Here is a 16,502-nt window from a genome sequence, read left to right as displayed (position 1 = left end):
GGCTTTCCGGGTCCCCTGGGGAGCGCCGTACCATCGTCCCTATGGCTACGGAAGACGCGGTGCGTGAAGCACTGGCGACGGTGAACGACCCCGAGATCAACCGACCCATCACCGAACTGGGGATGGTCAAATCGGTACAGATCGGCGCGGATGGCGTGGTCGCGGTCGCCGTGTACCTGACGGTCTCCGGCTGCCCGATGCGCGACACGATCACCCAGCGGGTGACGGAGGCGGTCTCGCGGGTCGAGGGCGTCACCGCTGTCGAGGTCGAGCTCGACGTGATGAGCGACGAACAGCGCCGCGAACTGGCGACCGCGCTGAAGGGCGGCACGGCCGAGCGCGAGGTGCCCTTCGCCAAGCCCGGCTCGCTGACCCGCGTGTACGCGGTGGCCTCCGGCAAGGGCGGCGTAGGCAAGTCCTCGGTCACCGTGAACCTGGCGGCGGCGATGGCCGCCGACGGACTCAAGGTCGGTGTCGTGGACGCCGACATCTACGGCCACTCGGTGCCGCGCATGCTCGGCGCGGACGGCAAGCCGACCCAGGTCGAGAACATGATCATGCCGCCGTCCGCGCACGGCGTGAAGGTCATCTCCATCGGCATGTTCACCCCGGGCAACGCACCGGTGGTCTGGCGCGGCCCGATGCTGCACCGCGCTCTCCAGCAGTTCCTGGCGGACGTGTACTGGGGTGACCTGGACGTCCTGCTCCTCGACCTCCCGCCGGGCACCGGCGACATCGCGATCTCCGTCGCGCAGCTCGTCCCGAACGCCGAGATCCTGGTCGTCACGACCCCGCAGCAGGCGGCGGCCGAGGTGGCCGAGCGGGCCGGCTCCATCGCCGTGCAGACCCACCAGAAGATCGTGGGTGTCGTCGAGAACATGTCGGGGCTGCCCTGCCCGCACTGCGGCGAGATGGTCGACGTGTTCGGCACGGGCGGCGGCCAGTCGGTCGCCGACGGGCTGACCCGCACCACCGGCGCGACCGTCCCGGTCCTCGGCTCCATCCCGATCGACGTCCGCCTCCGCGAGGGCGGTGACGAGGGCAAGCCGGTGGTCCTGACCGACCCCGACTCCCCCGCCGGCTCGGCCCTGCGCGCCATCGCGGGCAAGCTGGGCGGCCGCCAGCGCGGCCTGTCGGGCATGTCGCTGGGCATCACCCCGCGCAACAAGTTCTAGGACTTCCCCGCGAAGTTCCCGCGCTACCCGTACGAAGGAGGGGGCGCCGTCCGTGCGGACGGCGCCCCCTTCCTCGTAGCACCTGTCAGGGCCGCTCCTAGGCGTACGTCGCGATGTCCTTGATCATCGCGAAGCCCAGCCCGTACGCGCTCATTCCCCGGCCGTACGCGCCCACGTGGACGCCTTCCTGGGTGGAACCCGCGAGGACCCAGCCGAACTCGGACTCGCGGTAGTGGAAGGTCGTCGGGACGCCGTCCACGGGGAGGGACAGGGTGGACCAGTCCTGACCGTCCAGGTCGTCGGCCAGCACCCACGCGGTCTCGGTCTGCTGGTCCAGCCAGTCGTCGCGCCGGGCGTGGTCCATCTGGCCGGGCCAGGTGAAGGACAGCAGCCCCACACCGGCGAGCCACGCCGCCGAGGACACCGAGGTGGCCTCCAGCAGGCCCGTGCCGTCCGCGCTGCGGCGCACCGGGCTGGCGGCGACGGTGACCACCACCGCGAACCGCTCCTTGTCCTCGGTCGACTCACCGCGCACCGTCGGCTCGTCACCGTGCCCGATCGAACCGTGCTCGACGGCACCGTCCGCCGAGGTACCCACCTGCATCAGCCAGCGCGGCCCCGTGAAGGCCTCGTCGAGGCCGTACCAGGGGAAGGGCGCCAGCAGGTAGCCGTCGACCGTACGCCGGGCGGAGGGGACCTGTTGTCCGCCCTCCGCGGCCGGCGCCTGCGCGCCTACCCGACTTGTCGTCTCCATCTGCCGGACGCCTCCTCGCTCTCGTCGGACCGGGTGGCCCGCCCCCCTCGGGCGTCCTTGTCGGTCCGCACAACAACTGGGCAGCATAGCCATACCGCTCCGAACAGCCGCGAAAGCGCCCGGCGCGTGGGGCGTGTGCGCGGCGGATTCGAGCCGCGCGGGACGTGTCGGCACACCGCGGAGGGACACGTTCCCGGGCCGTGCGGGGCCGCGTTACGAGGCCTGACGCGGGCAGGCGCGCGCGACCCGCGAGGGCCGCGGATCCCTGACCGCGCACGGTTCGCGCGGCGGGCCGCCGCGGTACTCCGTACGGCTCAGCGGGGCCGTAGCGGCAGTCCGTACGGCTGAGCGGGGCCGTACGGCTCAGGTGGCGTCGGCGTCGTAGGGCGGGCGCTCGTCCGCGGCGAGCTTCTCGCGCTTCTTCGTCATGTCGACGGAGCCACCGGCCGGGCCGTCGGAGGACGCGGAGGAGTCCGACTCGCGGCCGTGCACCGCGTCCGTGACGTCGGCCATCTCCTTCTTCAGGTCGAAGCCGTTACGGATCTCCTTGAGCCCCAGCTCGTCATTGTCCAGCCGCTTGCGGATGAACGTCTTGGGGTTGAGGTCCTCGAACTCGAAGTCCTTGAACTCCGGGCCGAGTTCATCGCGGATGTCCGCCTTGGCGCTCTCCGAGAACTCACGGATCTTGCGAATCGTGCGCGTGACGTCCTGAATCATCTTCGGGAGCTTCTCGGGACCGAAGACGAGCACGGCGAGGACGACGAGCGTCACCAGCTCAAGCGGTCCTATGTCATTGAACACCTGGTAGCTCCTTGCGATGTCCTCGGTCCTCGGCCCTCGGGAGTGTTCCGTGGTCCGGGCCGGGTCCAACGGTACCCGGCGTTCCTGTCCGTCCGGAACTGTCCCGGGGCTTCCGACTTCCTCCGCACCGCTGGTTTTCCGTGTTGTTTGCCGTCCGGAGCTGCGACATCGCGCTCGGCTGTGAGGTTCGTGTCACTCCCGGGCCGTGTCGCACAGCTCTCAGTCGCCGTTCGCGGAACCGAGGACCAGGGTGACCGTCTTCTCCGCGCCGCCGCGCCGGAGCGTCAGCCGGAGCCGGTCGCCGGGGCGGTGGGCGCGGGTCTTCACGATGAGTTCCTCGCCGGAGTGGACACGCAGGCCGTCGACCTCGGTGATGACGTCGCCCGCCTTGATGCCCGCCTTCGCACCGGGACCGCCCGCGCTGACGGCCGGACCGCCCCCGGCGGCCTTGGCGGTGACCCGCGCGCCGTCGCCGCCGTACTCCATGTCGAGCGTGACACCGATCACAGGGTGGGTGGCGCTGCCGGTGTTGATCAGTTCTTCGGCGACCCGCTTGGCCTGGTTGACGGGGATGGCGAAGCCGAGCCCGATGGAACCGGCCTGACCGCTCCCCAGGCCGGAGCCGCTGTCGGCGGAGCGGATGGCGCTGTTGATGCCGATCACGCGGGCCCGCGTGTCGAGCAGGGGCCCGCCCGAGTTGCCGGGGTTGATGGGCGCGTCGGTCTGCAGGGCGTCCACATAGGAGACGTCGGTCCCGTCGCCCTTCTCGCCGCCCGCCGTGATGGGCCGCTCCTTGGCGCTGATGATCCCGGAGGTGACGGTGTTGGCGAGGTCGAAGGGCGCGCCGATGGCGACGACGGGGTCGCCGACCTGGACGTTGTCCGAGTTGCCCAGCGGCATCGGTGCGAGACCGCGGACGCCCGAGACCTTCACCACCGCGAGGTCGTAGCCGCTGTCGTGCCCGACGACCTCGGCCTTCGCGGTCTCACCGCCGCTGAACGTCACGGATATCTCGCCGCTGCCGCCGGCCGGTTCGATCACATGGTTGTTGGTGAGGATGTGTCCCCGGCCGTCGAGCACGAATCCGGTACCGGTGCCCTCCTCCTCGCTTCCGCGCACATGGAGGGTGACGACGCTGGGCAGCGCGTGCGCCGCGATCCCGGCCACGCTGTCCGGGGCGCGCCCCGGGGCCTCCTTGGATGCCTGCGGCAGCTCTACGTCGGTCAGCCCTCCGTTGCGCTCCAGATACGCCCCCGCGGCGCCGCCCACTCCCCCGGACACCAGCGCGAGCGCGACGGCCCCGAGCACCAGGGCCTTCCTGGTCCGCTTGCGCCGCTGCGCCGCGGTGGGCACGCCGACCCCGATCTGCTGGAGGGGGCCGGGCGCGGCCCAGGGATCGTAGTTCTGCCAGGGGTCGGGCGCGGCGGACGCGGCGGACTCCGGCACGTGCGGGAGTCCCTGTCCGGCGGGCGCCGGGGGCGGCACGTCCTGCGGCACGGCGTCGAAGGGCGCGCTCTGGGCCGGGACTCCCCCGGCGAGGTGCGTTCCGTGGGCGGGGGTGGCCGCCTCCGCCCGGGAACCCGGCGCGTGCGCGCCCTGCGCCTGCGTGTCCTGCGTGAGCGCGGCCGTCGGGTGCTGGACCGGCGGGGCGGGCGCCCAGGGGCCTGGACGGCCGTAGGGCGGGGTGCTGTAGGGGTCGGGGGCGTGCAGGGGCTCGGGGCGCCGCGGAGCGGGCCGCTCCAGCTCGAAGTCGCCGTCGCCCGCGTCGCCGCCGTCGGCATCGTTGTGGAGGCCGACAGGGAAAGCGGACGCGGTGGAGGCCGTTCCTTCGGCCGGACCGGAAATCCCCGCGGGGCGGGCCAGCTCGAAGTCCCCGTCGCCGTCCCGGGCGCGGTCACCCTCCCCGGGAACGGGAGCTCCGCCCCCGGTTCCGGAATCGGCTCCCGTGCCCTGCGGCCGGGGCCGGCCCCACCACTTCGCCTTTGTGGGCTTGCCCTCGTCCATGCTCTCCCCACACCTGGCCCGCGGCACAACTCGCCGACGGTCACCGCAGACTTGTCGACCCCACGCCCGTGATCCCTCCCGCGGACGCGGCCCACCCCGGATTCAACCAGGTTCACGGGCCGCAGCGCAGAGGGCGGGGTCAGTGGGCGGTACGAGAGGTGGGGGACGAGGAGGAAGTGGGGGACGGTGTGGCGGCGGGGGCGGCGAGCAGTCCCGGGGTCGTGACGTCCGGGTCGGCGGGCCACGAGGTCAGCGCGAGCGGCCGGGCGTCGGTGAGCGGACGTATCAGTGGGGACATCGCGGCGGCACCGGCCACCACCGGTGTCGTCAGCGCGTGCATGGCCTCCTGGCCGCGGCCCGCCGGAGCGGGGACTCCGGGCAGCAGCGGGGCGGACACCTCGGTCGGCGCCACCGGACCATTGCCGAGCGCCCGCTCGCCCTGGGCGAGCAGCGGTCCGACGGACCGGCGGCGCTGCGACTCGGGAGCCGCGGCGGCCCCCGCGCCCTGGGAGCGGGACGGCGTCACATTGCTTCCGGCGCCGGATCCCCCGCGGGCGTCCGCGGTGTCCCCCGGCATTCCGGTGGACACCCCGCCGAGCGCGACGGCGGCCAGCGACACCGCGCCCGCCGCGGCGAAGGCGAACCGCAGTCCGCGTGAGGCCGACCGCTCGGCCTCGTGACGGCTGACGTCATGGATACGGAAGCCGCGGCCCGGTGAGGGCGGCAGTACATCGGCGTGCGGTCCGGTCGGCACGTATCCGAAGGACTGGGTGCCCCGCATTCCGAAGACGCCGGGCATGCCGGTGCCCGAGGAGCCGCCGGGAAGTCCGCCGCCGAAGGTTCCTCCGCCCAGCCGCGAGCTGTCGGAGTCGCCTCCGCCGGGAAGCCCCTGGAGACGGGCCAGGAAGCTTTCGGAGGGGGGTGGCGGGGCCACTTCCGCGAAGACGTTCTTCAGTCGGCGCTGCGCGTCGGCCTCGGCCTTGCACTTCGCACAGGTGGCGAGGTGGGCCAGGACGCGGTCGCGCGACTCATGACCGAGCTCTCCGTCCACCAGGGCGGACAGCCGGTCTCCGAGGTGCTGCTCGGCAGGGGTGGGACGGGATCCACTCACGCGGTCGCGCCCCCTCCCCCCAGCACGGGCACACGGGCCGCGAACGAGCGTCGCTCGGCGCGGGCCTCGGGAGACCGGTGAGCCAGGGCTTTGCGCAGCTGCGAACGGCCGCGGTGGATCCGGGAGCGGACCGTGCCGAGCTTGACGCCCAGGGTCGCGGCGATCTCCTCGTAGGACAGTCCCTCGATGTCGCAGAGGACGACGGCGGCACGGAACTCGGGTGCGAGGGTGTCCAGCGCCTGCTGGACGTCGGCATCGAAGTGCGCGTCGTTGAAGACCTGCTGCGGGGAGGGCTCCCGGCTGGGCAGGCGCTCGGCCGCGTCGTCGCCGAGGGCGTCGAAGCGGATGCGCTGCTTGCGCCGCACCATGTCGAGGAAAAGGTTCGTGGTGATGCGGTGCAGCCAGCCCTCGAAGGTGCCGGGTGTGTACGTCGACAGCGAGCGGAAGACGCGGACGAAGACTTCCTGGGTGAGGTCCTCGGCGTCGTGCTGGTTGCCCGTGAGGCGGTACGCGAGGCGGTAGACGCGGCCGCTGTGGGTGCTGACGATCTCCTCCCACGTGGGCGGAGTCCACGGCTGCGACTCCGCGTCGGTGGTGAACGTCGCGGTCTGCACAGGGGCAGCAGCGTGGGACTGGTCAGCGTTGTCGGTCACGGATTTCGGCTCACCGGCTGATCTGAGTAGGCGCCTCAGCACCCCTCCCCGATCCACAGGCGCAGCCGCACCTCCCCTGTCGGCTCTGGTGGTGTCCAGTGGAGCCCCCACCATAGCCACCTCGCCCGTTAGCTCCGGATAAGCGGTTTTACGGGAATTTGATACGGGCTCATATGGGTGCGTCAGCACCTGCCCGCGGTCCCGTCCCGTGTACTGGTCCATCGACTTCCCCCCGCTCGGTTCCCCCACCCCTCTAAACGCCCGGTCCCATCCGCGGGTTCCCAGCACCAACGGATACAGTCACGACCAGGCAACCACGGGGACAGGAGAGGGTCATTACCGGCAACCGGCAGACGAGCTGGGCGTTCGCCGACGCCTTTGTCGCCGAGGACGAGGCGGTGCGCTGGGCCCGGGACCGGGCCCGCGAGGCAGGCCTGCGCTCGGTGTCGCCCGGCACGGGCGCCGCGCTGTGCCTGCTCGCCGCCACCGTGGACGCGAAAGCGGTCGCGGAGATCGGGACCGGGACCGGCGTCTCCGGAATTCATCTTCTGCACGGCATGCGGCCGGACGGGGTACTGACCACGGTGGATCCGGAGCCGGAGCGCCAGCAGTTCGCCCGCCAGGCCTTCCGCGCCGCCGGTTTCGCCAGCAATCGCGCCCGCTTCATCCCGGGCCGCGCGCTCGACGTCCTGCCCCGTCTCGCCGACGCCGGTTACGACCTCGTCTTCTGCGACGGCGACCGGCTGGAGTGCCTCGACTACCTCGCTGAATCGTTGCGCCTGCTGCGTCCGGGCGGGCTCGTCGTCTTCGAGGGCGTCTTCGCGGACGGCCGCACCGTGGACGCGGGACCGCAGCCCGCGGAAGTGGGCCGGCTGCGCGAACTGCTGCGCGCGGTGCGCGAGAGCCAGGAGCTGGTGCCCTCGCTCCTGCCGGTGGGCGACGGCCTGCTGTGCGCGGTCAAGCGCTGACCCAGCCGCCCGGAGCCTTTCCCGTCGCACGCCGCTGACCAGGCAGTACGCCTCTGCCGATCGCTGCCGGACAAGCGGCGCGGCCGTCCCCGCACCCCGGAAAAGCGGCTTCCCCGGCACCATGTGCGGTACCGGGGAAGCCGAAGAGGTAAGGGCGCGTTCCGCGTCAGCCGACGACCTTCTTGAGGGCGTCGCCGAGCGCGTCAGCCTCGTCAGGGGTCAGCTCGACGACGAGCCGACCGCCGCCTTCGAGCGGAACGCGCATGACGATGCCCCGCCCCTCCTTGGTCACCTCGAGCGGGCCATCGCCCGTCCGCGGCTTCATGGCCGCCATGCTCGTTCCCCTTCCTGAAACCAGCTCATCGTCGCCGACGGCCCCCTCGGAGGGCACGCACGTCCTCTCATAGGACACACGTCACCGGCATCGAACACATTGCTTCCAGGCCATTATCCCGCATCTCAGGACCCGATGACCAACATCAGTCGGCATCGCTTGCGCAACGCGCTTGAGCAAAACCACTCAATTCGGCGATGTGGCTGCGATACTGCGCCGCCGCATGGACTTCCGCGGCTCGGAATTCTTTGACGCAGGTCACATGTCGGCCCCGCGCCACCGCCGGTGATCTCCGCCATGCTGTCATCTGACACAGGACGTACCGCCCGGTACGACGGAGCCGCGACACCGGAGGGGACCCACCATGGCCGACACCGTGCTCTACGAGGTGAGCGACGGACTCGCGACCATCACGCTGAACCGCCCCGAGGCGATGAACGCGATGAACACCGAGACCAAGGTCGCCTTCCGGGACGCGGCGCAGGCGGCCGCGTCGGACGACGCCGTGCGGGCGATCCTGCTGACCGCCGCCGGGGACCGGGCGTTCTGCGTCGGGCAGGACCTCAAGGAGCACATCGGGCTGCTGGCCGCCGACAAGCAGTCGGGGTCGGGCCTGACCATGAGCACCGTGCGCGAGCACTACAACCCCATCGTGCGGGCGCTGACCGGCGCCGCGAAGCCCGTGGTGGCCGGGGTCAACGGCGTCGCGGCCGGGGCCGGCTTCGGTTTCGCGCTCGCCGCGGACTATCGCGTCGTCGCCGACACCGCCGCCTTCAACACGTCCTTCGCCGGCGTCGCGCTGACCGCCGACTCGGGCATCTCCTGGACGCTGCCCCGGGTCGTCGGCCCGAGCCGCGCCGCCGACCTGCTGCTCTTCCCGCGCAGCATCAGCGCGCAGCAGGCGTACGAGCTGGGGATCGCGAACCGGCTGGTTCCGGCCGCCGAACTGCACGCCGAGGCGGAGAAGGTGGCGCGGGCACTGGCCTCGGGGCCGACGCTGGCGTACGCCGCGCTGAAGGAGTCCCTCGCGTTCGGGCTCACCCACTCGCTGGACGAGACCCTGGAGAAGGAGGACGAGCTCCAGGCGCGAGCGGGTGCCTCCGAGGACCACACCATCGCGGTCCAGGCGTTCGTGAACAAGGAGAAGCCGAAGTACCTGGGACGCTGACGGTCCGGGAGCGGGCGCCGCGGCCGGTGGCGCGGCTCCCCGTGTCCCTCGTGGCCCGCGTCGCCCCTGTGCTCCTCCGGCCGGGGCGCCGCTCCTCGCGCGTCCCCGTGGCCCCCGGCGCCGCTCCCTGCGCTCCCGGGAGGGCGCCACCGGTCACGGGGCGTCGCGCACCGCGCAGTCCGCCAGATGGTCGTTCACCAGGCCGCACGCCTGCATCAGGGCGTACGCCGTCGTCGGGCCCACGAAGCGGATGCCGCGCTTCTTGAGGGCCTTGGAGAGGGCGGTCGACTCGTCGGTGACGGCCGGGACGTCCGAGAGCTTCGTCGGCGCCGGACGGGCGGCGGGGTCGGGGGCGAAGGACCAGATCAGCTCGTCCAGCTCGCCCGGGGACCAGTCGGCCAGCACGCGCGCGTTGGCGACGGTCGCACGGATCTTGGCGCCGTTGCGGATGATCCCCGGGTCGGCGAGCAGGCGCTCCTCGTCGGCCTCCGTGAACGTCGCGACCTTGGCGATCTCGAAGTCCGCGAAGGCCGCGCGGAAACCGGACCGGCGGCGCAGGATGGTGATCCAGGACAGCCCCGACTGGAAGGCTTCCAGGCACAGGCGCTCGTAGAGGGCGTCGTCGCCGTGGACCGCCCGGCCCCACTCCTCGTCGTGGTAGGCCACGTAGTCCTCGGTGGACAGCGCCCAGGGGCAGCGCAGGGCGCCGTCGGGTCCGGCCAGCGCGTCACTCACTGCCCGTCCTCCGGGTGCTTGCGCAGCGAGGTGGTGTGGCTCGCCGCGCGGGCTCCGGCGAGCGCGGTCTCCAGGTCGGCGATCCGGGCGTCCCGCTCGCCGATCTCGGCGCCCAGCCGGCCGAGGGCGTCGTCGACGTCCGCCATGCGGTAGCCGCGCACGGCGACGGGGAAGCGCAGCGCGTCCACGTCACCGCGCTGCACCGGGCGGTCGTACGGAAGCGGATCCCGCAGGATCTCGGGCTCGGCGTCGGGAAGGGGGGTGCTCTCGCCGCCGCCCACCACGGACAGGGTGACCGCGGCGACCACGACGGCGAGCGCGACGACCAGGAACAAGAACATGAACATCGCTGAGGTCCCCACGCTCTGGTGCCGGCGCGGGTCGCGCCGGCGCGAAAGTACTGATGCTGACGAAAGCGGTCTGACGCTGCAAGTGTCAGGCTCCGATCGTGCCATGCGAGTCTGGCAGTTAGGGTCGCAGGCGGCTCATCAGCGGCACTTACTGGGAGAGGTCATAGGGGATGCTCAGGCTGGGCAGGCGTGAATTCGACGCGCACGAACCGGTGATCATGGCGATCGTGAACCGGACCCCGGACTCCTTCTACGACCAAGGAGCCACCTTCCGCGACGAGCCCGCCCTCGCTCGCGTGGAGCAGGCGGTGTCCGAGGGCGCCGCCATCATCGACATCGGCGGGGTCAAGGCCGGGCCGGGCGAAGAGGTGACGGCGGAGGAGGAGGCGCGCCGGACGGTCGGCTTCGTCGCCGAGGTGCGCCGCCGTTTCCCCGACGTGATCATCAGCGTCGACACCTGGCGGCACGAGGTCGGCGAGGCGGTCTGCGAGGCCGGTGCCGATGTGCTCAACGACGCCTGGGGCGGGGTCGATCCGCGCCTGGCGGAGGTGGCCGCCCGTTACCGGGTGGGGCTGGTGTGCACGCATGCCGGGGAGTCGGAGCCGCGGACGCGCCCGCACCGGGTCGCGTACGACGACGTGATGGCCGACATCCTGCGGGTCACGCTCGGTCTGGCGGAGCGCGCGGTCGCCCTGGGGGTGCCCCGCGAGTCGGTGCTGATCGATCCCGGGCACGACTTCGGGAAGAACACCCGGCACAGCCTGGAGGCGACGCGGCGGCTGGGAGAGATGGTCTCCACGGGGTGGCCGGTTCTCGTCTCCCTCTCCAACAAGGACTTCGTGGGCGAGACGCTCGACCGGCCGGTCAAGGAGCGGGTCGTCGGGACTCTGGCGACGACCGCCGTCTCGGCGTGGCTGGGGGCGCAGGTGTATCGCGTCCACGAGGTCGCGGAGACGCGTCAGGTGCTGGACATGGTGGCGTCGATCGCCGGGCACAGGCCGCCGACGGTGGCCCGGCGAGGGCTGGCGTAGCGGACGGACCGCGTCCATGGGGCCGTAAGGCAGACCCCGCGCGAGGGCGCCGGGGCGGTGCGCGGGTCGACGTGGGGCCCCCGCGTGGACGGGCGGCGGAGGGGCCGCCGTCTCAGCCCTCCGCCGCCCGTCGTCAGTCCCTGCCGGCCCCGCGGCCGCTCCCCTGCCGAAGGGCGGCCGCTCCCCTGCCGAAGGAGAGACCGGACCGGTTCTAGCGGCCGGCCTCCTTCGACACCAGCGCCACCGCCTCGTCCACGTCGTCCGTGATGTGGAACAGGAGCAGGTCCTTCTCCGAGGCCTTGCCCTGGGCGATCAGGGTGTTCTTGAGCCAGTCGACGAGGCCGCCCCAGTACTCCGTGCCGAACAGCACGATGGGGAAGCGGGTGACCTTCTGGGTCTGGACCAGGGTGAGCGCCTCGAAGAGTTCGTCGAGGGTGCCGAGGCCGCCGGGCAGGACCACGAAGCCCTGTGCGTACTTCACGAACATCATTTTCCGGACGAAGAAGTACCGGAAGTTCAGGCCGATGTCGACGTACTGGTTCAGCCCCTGCTCGAAGGGGAGCTCGATGCCGAGGCCGACGGAGATGCCCTTGGCCTCGCAGGCGCCCTTGTTCGCCGCCTCCATGGCGCCCGGCCCACCGCCGGTGATGACGGCCCAGCCGGCCTCCACGAGCATGCGGCCGAGCTGTACGCCCGTCTCGTACTCCGGCGAGCCCGGCTTGGTCCTGGCCGAGCCGAACACGCTGATGGCGGGCGGCAGTTCGGCCAGGGTGCCGAAGCCCTCGATGAACTCCGACTGGATGCGCAGAACGCGCCAGGGGTCGGTGTGCACCCAGTCCGACGGGGCCCGCTCGTCCAGCAGCCGCTGATCCGTCGTGCTCGCCTGCACCTGATCCCGCCTGCGCAGCACCGGGCCCAGCCGCTGCTCCTCCGGTGGCCGCTTCTTGCCCTCCGGGTTGCCAGTAGCCATGTCCACTCCCTCCGCGTACGGATCTCCCCCGCCCCGGCCGAGGCCGGAGCGGGGGAAGGTCGTTCCGCCCCAGGGTAGATCTCCGCTGGTTACGGCGGGGGGACGTGGGCATGTCCGCCATGAACCGCCAACGGGACGCCTCAGGCGGTGAGCCAGGCGCGCAGCCGCTCCTCACCCGCGATGATCTTGGCTGTCTCCACCCGCTCGTCCCGCTTGTGAGCCAGGTGCGGGTTCCCGGGGCCGTAGTTGACCGCCGGAACGCCGAGCCGGCTGAAACGGGAGACGTCCGTCCAGCCGTACTTGGGCTGCGGGGTGCCCCCGACCGCCTCGATGAAGGCGGCGGCGGCCGGGTGGGAGAGGCCGGGAAGAGCGGCACCGCTGTGGTCGTCGACGACGAACTCGTCCACGCCGCAGTCGGCGAAGACCTCGCGGACGTGCTCGATCGCCTCCTCCTCGGTGCGGTCGGGCGCGTAGCGGAAATTGACCGTGACGACGCACTCGTCGGGGATGACATTGCCCGCGACACCGCCCGAGATGCCCACCGCGTTCAGGCCCTCGCGGTACTCCAGGCCGTCGATCACCGGGTAGCGCGGCTCGTACGCGGCCAGCGCGGCCAGGATCGGGGAGGCCGCGTGGATCGCGTTCGAACCCATCCAGCTGCGGGCGGAGTGGGCCCGTTCGCCCTTGGTCTTCAGCAGCACCCGCAGCGTTCCCTGGCAGCCTCCCTCGACCTGCCCGTCGGAGGGCTCCAGGAGGACGGCGAAGTCGCCCTGCAGCCATTCGGGGTGGGCTTCGGACACATGCTTCAGCCCGTTCAGGTGGGCCGCGACCTCTTCGTTGTCGTAGAAGACGAAGGTGAGGTCCCGGTTGGGCTCGGGCACGGTGGCCGCGACACGGAGCTGCACCGCGACGCCCGACTTCATGTCGCAGGTGCCGCAGCCCCACAGCACGCCGTCCACGTCGAGGCGCGAGGGCACGTTGTCCGCGATGGGCACCGTGTCGATGTGGCCGGCGAGGACGACCCGCTCGGCGCGGCCCAGGTTCGTGCGCGCCACGACGTTGTTGCCGTACCGGTCGACCGTCAGATGCGGCAGGGCGCGCAGGGCGGCCTCCACGGCGTCCGCGAGCGGCTTCTCGTTGCCGCTCTCCGAGGGGAAGTCGACGAGCTGCGCGGTGAGCTCGGCTGCGTCCAGGGTGAGGTCAAGCGGGGTGTCGGCCATGCCGACGACCCTAGCGCGCCCGGCCTGGGGGTCCCGAAAGCAGCCGGATGCGGTCGTATCCCCCGGCGGCGCTCCCGTCGTCCACAGCCCCACGGTCCGCCGACAGCGGTCTCCAGTACCTTGTACGCGTGCCAGAGCCGTCCCCCACTCCTGTCCGGCGCCGCGGTCGCCTCCTCCGCTTCGGCGGGGCCGTCATGGTCCTGCTCGCCCTCGCGGGCTATCTCGGCGTGCAGTACCTCACGGGCGGCACCGGCGCGCCCCGGTGCAAGGTCGTCTCCGGCAAGGGCGACGGCGCGTCGTACGAGTTCACACCCGAGCAGGCGGTGAACGCGGCGACGATCTCGGCGGTCGGCACCTCCCGCCGGATGCCCGAGCGCGCGGTGGCGATCGCCCTCGCGACGGCTCTCCAGGAGTCGGGACTGCGCAACATCCAGCACGGCGACCGGGACTCCCTCGGCCTGTTCCAGCAGCGGCCCTCGCAGGGCTGGGGCACGACGAAGCAGATCATGGACCCGACGTACGCGGCGGGCATCTTCTACGAGCATCTGGCCAAGGTGCCCGGCTATTCGCGGCTGCCCCTCACCGTCGCCGCGCAGCGCGTGCAGCGCAGCGGCTATCCGCAGGCGTACGCGAAGCACGAGCCGGACGCCACGCTGCTCGCCGCCGCCCTGACCGGCCGCGCGGCGGCCACGCTGACCTGCGAGGGACGCCCGGACGCGACCCCGGCGGGCGGTGCCGCCCCGGTGCGGGCCGCGCTCGCGCGGGACTTCGGGCGCGATGTGCTCCAGGAGGCGGGCGCCACCGTGGACGCCAACGGTTCCTCCGCGTCGCCGGCCCCTGTCGCCCCGGCCTCGCCGAGGGCCGGCGACCGGACCGTGACGGTCCCCGTGCGCGAGGACTCCACCGCCGGGGCCGGGGTGGTCCGCCGTGGCTGGGAGCTGGCGCACTGGGCCGTGGCCAACTCCTCGGCCCTGCACATCGAGCGGGTGTCGTACGCGGGGCGCGAGTGGACCGCGGGGACCTCGGAGGGCACGTGGCGCACGGCCGACGACAAGGGCGGTGCGGCCGGGGGGAAGGCCGCGGCCGAGGTCCGTATCGTCACTGCTCAGTAGTACGGACCCTCACCCGTTGGGGGGACGGGCCCTCGGGGGCCGGTGACGGGCACGGGCTTGCGCGCACTCACTCCCGCATCCGGGAAATCCCTTGAGAACAAAGGGCCGCAGGGATTCGGCGGGATACACGTCCGGGTATTGTTTGCCCGTTTTTATCCACAACCGATAATGCGACGCATTACCAACTCTTTGCGTCGGGCCACCGCAACCTTCGTGGACTTCGAGCGGTAGTCACTGCGTCCGAGCCCGGAACGATCACCGCAGAGGCTCAGCGGACGGTGACGCGGTCGGTCGGCAGCCAGCCGGTCGGCTCCCGGGCACGGTCGGACACTTCCCCGTTCTCTCCCGTCATAAGGAGCAACATGTCCCTCCCCCTGACCCGCCGGATCGCCCGTGTCGTGCTGCTCGTCGCAGCCGGAGCGGCGCCCGTGGTCGGTGCGGCCGGCTCCGCCTGCGCGGCGGCCGAACTGCCGGCCGCCCCCAGCCTCGGCGGGCTGACCGCCCTGGACGGGGCGAACGTCGGCAACACCGTCGACGGAGCGGCGCGGAACGTCGCCGGGATCGCCGGCAAGTCCGGCGGCGACGCGGTCAAGAAGTCCGTGCCGGCCGCGGGCAAGACCGGCGGGAAGGTCGCCAAGAAGGCGACGCCGGCCGCGCAGAAGGTGGCCGGGGACGCCGCCGGGCAGGCCGGTGGCCTCCTCGGCGACACCGCGAAGACCGCGACCGGCGGCAGCCTGCCGACGGACACCGTGACCAAGGGCGGGCTGCCGACGGAGCAGCTCCCGCTGAAGGGCCTGCCGCTGGGCTAGGCACCGCCGTAGCGCCGACGCCCCGGACGCGGGGCCCGGCGGACGCGGGCGGCGACGGGGGTCCGGGGAAGCGAGTTCCCCGGACCCCCGTTTCGTACTACTGGGCCGACGGTGCCCGCCGGAGGCGTTCGACCGCCGCCGCGACGCGCTCGTCCGAGGCGGTGAGGGCCACGCGGACGAACTTCTCTCCCGCCTCGCCGTAGAAGTCGCCGGGGGCCACCAGGATGCCCAGGTCGGCCAGGTGGGCGACCGTGGACCAGCAGGACTCGTCCCGGGTGGCCCAGAGATAGAGGCTCGCCTCGCTGTGCTCGATCCGGAAGCCGTGGTCCAGCAGGGCGTCGCGCAGCGCGGTGCGGCGGGCGGCGTAGCGCTCGCGCTGTTCGCGGACGTGGGTGTCGTCCGAGAGGGCGGCGACCACGGCGGCCTGGGTCGGCGCGGAGGTCATCATGCCGCCGTGCTTGCGGATCGCGAGGAGTTCGCCGAGCACGGCGGGGTCGCCCGCGAGGAACGCGGCGCGGTAGCCGGCCAGGTTCGAGCGCTTGGAGAGCGAGTGGACCGAGACGATCCCCTCGTAGGAGCCGCCGCAGACGTCCGGGTGCAGTACCGAGACCGGGTCGGCCTCCCAGCCCAGCTCGAGGTAGCACTCGTCCGAGAAGACGAGGATGCCGTGCTCGCGGGCCCAGGCGACGATCCGGGTGAGGTCCGCGGCGGACAGGACCTTGCCGGTCGGGTTGGACGGGGAGTTCAGCCACAGCAGCTTCAGGCCCGTCGGGTCCAGCTCCGTCGGGTCGTCGTAGACCACGTGGTCCGCCCGCGCGAGCCGCGCTCCGACCTCGTACGTCGGGTACGCGAGGCGCGGGTACGCGACCTTGTCGCCGGGGCCGAGGCCGAGCTGGGTCGGCAGCCAGGCGACCAGTTCCTTGGAGCCGACGATCGGCAGGACGTGGCGGTGGGTGACGTCCCGTGCGCCGAGCCGTCGCTCCACCCAGCCGGTGAGCGCGTCCCGCAGCTCGGGCGTGCCCCACACCGTGGGATAGCCGGGCGAGTCCGCGGCCGCGACCAGAGCTTTCTGGATCAGCTCGGGCACCGGGTCGACCGGGGTGCCGACGGACAGGTCGACGATGCCGCCCGGGTGAGCGGCGGCGGTCGCCTTGTAGGGCTCCAGCTTGTCCCAGGGGAAGGTGGGAAGCCGGTCGGAGACTGCGGACACGGGATCGGGCTCACTTTCTCGTACGTACGGCCCGTACAGGCGGACACGGGCTGCTGCACGGATGCCGCACGGGCTGACACGGCAAAACGCCTCGGTC

General features: G+C 72.2%; 17 protein-coding genes. 6 read left to right on the top strand and 11 right to left on the bottom strand.

Annotation, left to right across the window (positions count from 1 at the left end):
• Positions 1 to 41 precede the first annotated feature (41 nt).
• Positions 42 to 1,175: an Mrp/NBP35 family ATP-binding protein gene (locus tag OG788_RS29275; RefSeq protein ID WP_406374388.1), complete on the top strand. Its 1,134-nt coding sequence runs from the start codon at positions 42 to 44 to the stop codon at positions 1,173 to 1,175.
• Between the two features lie 97 nt (positions 1,176 to 1,272).
• Here OG788_RS29275 and OG788_RS29270 read toward each other — a convergent pair whose 3' ends face one another.
• The 5 genes from OG788_RS29270 to sigE all read right to left on the bottom strand — a co-directional run bounded on the left by OG788_RS29270 (position 1,273) and on the right by sigE (position 6,540).
• On the bottom strand, positions 1,273 to 1,929 hold the full coding sequence (locus OG788_RS29270) for a hypothetical protein (protein ID WP_351553277.1): 657 nt from the start codon (positions 1,927 to 1,929) through the stop codon (positions 1,273 to 1,275).
• A 363-nt stretch (positions 1,930 to 2,292) separates the two neighbouring features.
• On the bottom strand, positions 2,293 to 2,730 hold the full coding sequence (locus OG788_RS29265) for a sec-independent translocase (protein ID WP_351553274.1): 438 nt from the start codon (positions 2,728 to 2,730) through the stop codon (positions 2,293 to 2,295).
• Between the two features lie 219 nt (positions 2,731 to 2,949).
• Positions 2,950 to 4,734 carry a trypsin-like peptidase domain-containing protein gene (locus tag OG788_RS29260; RefSeq protein ID WP_406374387.1) on the bottom strand — a complete coding sequence of 595 codons (1,785 nt, stop codon included), beginning with the start codon at positions 4,732 to 4,734 and terminating at the stop codon, positions 2,950 to 2,952.
• A 139-nt stretch (positions 4,735 to 4,873) separates the two neighbouring features.
• Complete coding sequence (locus tag OG788_RS29255) at positions 4,874 to 5,845, bottom strand: anti-sigma factor family protein (RefSeq protein ID WP_406374386.1); 972 nt, start codon at positions 5,843 to 5,845, stop codon at positions 4,874 to 4,876.
• Positions 5,842 to 6,540, bottom strand: coding sequence for an RNA polymerase sigma factor SigE (sigE, locus tag OG788_RS29250; protein ID WP_266762435.1), 699 nt, complete (start codon positions 6,538 to 6,540; stop codon positions 5,842 to 5,844). The genes OG788_RS29255 and sigE overlap by 4 nt, the downstream gene beginning before the upstream one ends.
• A 227-nt stretch (positions 6,541 to 6,767) precedes the next feature.
• On the opposite strand from sigE, the gene OG788_RS29245 reads away from it, so the two are divergent.
• Complete coding sequence (locus OG788_RS29245) at positions 6,768 to 7,466, top strand: O-methyltransferase (RefSeq protein ID WP_351553315.1); 699 nt, start codon at positions 6,768 to 6,770, stop codon at positions 7,464 to 7,466.
• 166 nt (positions 7,467 to 7,632) lie between these two features.
• Here the strand turns inward: OG788_RS29245 and OG788_RS29240 are convergent, their stop codons facing one another.
• On the bottom strand, positions 7,633 to 7,800 hold the full coding sequence (locus tag OG788_RS29240; RefSeq protein ID WP_003966491.1) for a DUF3117 domain-containing protein: 168 nt from the start codon (positions 7,798 to 7,800) through the stop codon (positions 7,633 to 7,635).
• 364 nt (positions 7,801 to 8,164) lie between these two features.
• Between OG788_RS29240 and OG788_RS29235 the strand changes: the two genes are divergently transcribed.
• Positions 8,165 to 8,968, top strand: a complete 804-nt coding sequence (locus OG788_RS29235) for an enoyl-CoA hydratase-related protein (protein WP_351553265.1) — start codon at positions 8,165 to 8,167, stop codon at positions 8,966 to 8,968.
• A gap of 153 nt (positions 8,969 to 9,121) precedes the next feature.
• Here the strand turns inward: OG788_RS29235 and OG788_RS29230 are convergent, their stop codons facing one another.
• Both OG788_RS29230 and OG788_RS29225 read right to left on the bottom strand, forming a co-directional pair.
• Positions 9,122 to 9,703 (bottom strand): DNA-3-methyladenine glycosylase I, encoded by a 582-nt coding sequence (locus tag OG788_RS29230; protein ID WP_351553262.1) that lies wholly within the window; start codon positions 9,701 to 9,703, stop codon positions 9,122 to 9,124.
• On the bottom strand, positions 9,700 to 10,050 hold the full coding sequence (locus OG788_RS29225) for a DivIVA domain-containing protein (RefSeq protein WP_266762431.1): 351 nt from the start codon (positions 10,048 to 10,050) through the stop codon (positions 9,700 to 9,702). Before OG788_RS29225 ends, OG788_RS29230 begins: the two co-directional genes overlap by 4 nt.
• Before the next feature lie 173 nt (positions 10,051 to 10,223).
• Between OG788_RS29225 and folP the strand changes: the two genes are divergently transcribed.
• Positions 10,224 to 11,084 carry a dihydropteroate synthase gene (gene folP, locus OG788_RS29220; protein ID WP_351553256.1) on the top strand — a complete coding sequence of 287 codons (861 nt, stop codon included), beginning with the start codon at positions 10,224 to 10,226 and terminating at the stop codon, positions 11,082 to 11,084.
• 211 nt (positions 11,085 to 11,295) lie between these two features.
• Here the strand turns inward: folP and OG788_RS29215 are convergent, their stop codons facing one another.
• On the bottom strand, positions 11,296 to 12,054 hold the full coding sequence (locus OG788_RS29215; RefSeq protein WP_406374385.1) for a TIGR00730 family Rossman fold protein: 759 nt from the start codon (positions 12,052 to 12,054) through the stop codon (positions 11,296 to 11,298).
• Between the two features lie 140 nt (positions 12,055 to 12,194).
• Entirely contained in the window at positions 12,195 to 13,274 is a 1,080-nt protein-coding gene (gene dapE, locus OG788_RS29210) for a succinyl-diaminopimelate desuccinylase (protein WP_406374384.1), read from the bottom strand.
• Between the two features lie 128 nt (positions 13,275 to 13,402).
• Between dapE and OG788_RS29205 the strand changes: the two genes are divergently transcribed.
• The gene (locus OG788_RS29205) at positions 13,403 to 14,386 is read left to right on the top strand and encodes a heavy metal transporter (protein ID WP_406374383.1); all 984 of its coding nucleotides are present in this window, start codon (positions 13,403 to 13,405) and stop codon (positions 14,384 to 14,386) included.
• A gap of 362 nt (positions 14,387 to 14,748) precedes the next feature.
• Positions 14,749 to 15,195: an ATP-binding protein gene (locus tag OG788_RS29200; protein ID WP_406374382.1), complete on the top strand. Its 447-nt coding sequence runs from the start codon at positions 14,749 to 14,751 to the stop codon at positions 15,193 to 15,195.
• A gap of 97 nt (positions 15,196 to 15,292) precedes the next feature.
• Here the strand turns inward: OG788_RS29200 and OG788_RS29195 are convergent, their stop codons facing one another.
• On the bottom strand, positions 15,293 to 16,405 hold the full coding sequence (locus tag OG788_RS29195; protein ID WP_406374381.1) for a bifunctional succinyldiaminopimelate transaminase/glutamate-prephenate aminotransferase: 1,113 nt from the start codon (positions 16,403 to 16,405) through the stop codon (positions 15,293 to 15,295).
• Positions 16,406 to 16,502: the final 97 nt, after the last annotated feature.

Source organism: Streptomyces sp. NBC_00647 (assembly GCF_045207245.1).
Classification (GTDB): Bacteria; Actinomycetota; Actinomycetes; order Streptomycetales; family Streptomycetaceae; genus Streptomyces.
Note: the sequence above shows the minus strand (reverse complement) of the source record. Positions and strands in the feature narration are given on the sequence as shown.

Coding starts and splice junctions, on each gene's coding strand:
- OG788_RS29275 (WP_406374388.1), top strand. CDS start 42: ATGGCTACGGAAGACGCGGTGCGTGAAGCACTGGCGACGGTGAACGAC.
- OG788_RS29270 (WP_351553277.1), bottom strand. CDS start 1,929: ATGGAGACGACAAGTCGGGTAGGCGCGCAGGCGCCGGCCGCGGAGGGC.
- OG788_RS29260 (WP_406374387.1), bottom strand. CDS start 4,734: ATGGACGAGGGCAAGCCCACAAAGGCGAAGTGGTGGGGCCGGCCCCGG.
- OG788_RS29240 (WP_003966491.1), bottom strand. CDS start 7,800: ATGGCGGCCATGAAGCCGCGGACGGGCGATGGCCCGCTCGAGGTGACC.
- OG788_RS29235 (WP_351553265.1), top strand. CDS start 8,165: ATGGCCGACACCGTGCTCTACGAGGTGAGCGACGGACTCGCGACCATC.
- OG788_RS29225 (WP_266762431.1), bottom strand. CDS start 10,050: ATGTTCATGTTCTTGTTCCTGGTCGTCGCGCTCGCCGTCGTGGTCGCC.
- folP (WP_351553256.1), top strand. CDS start 10,224: ATGCTCAGGCTGGGCAGGCGTGAATTCGACGCGCACGAACCGGTGATC.
- OG788_RS29215 (WP_406374385.1), bottom strand. CDS start 12,054: ATGGCTACTGGCAACCCGGAGGGCAAGAAGCGGCCACCGGAGGAGCAG.
- dapE (WP_406374384.1), bottom strand. CDS start 13,274: ATGGCCGACACCCCGCTTGACCTCACCCTGGACGCAGCCGAGCTCACC.
- OG788_RS29200 (WP_406374382.1), top strand. CDS start 14,749: ATGTCCCTCCCCCTGACCCGCCGGATCGCCCGTGTCGTGCTGCTCGTC.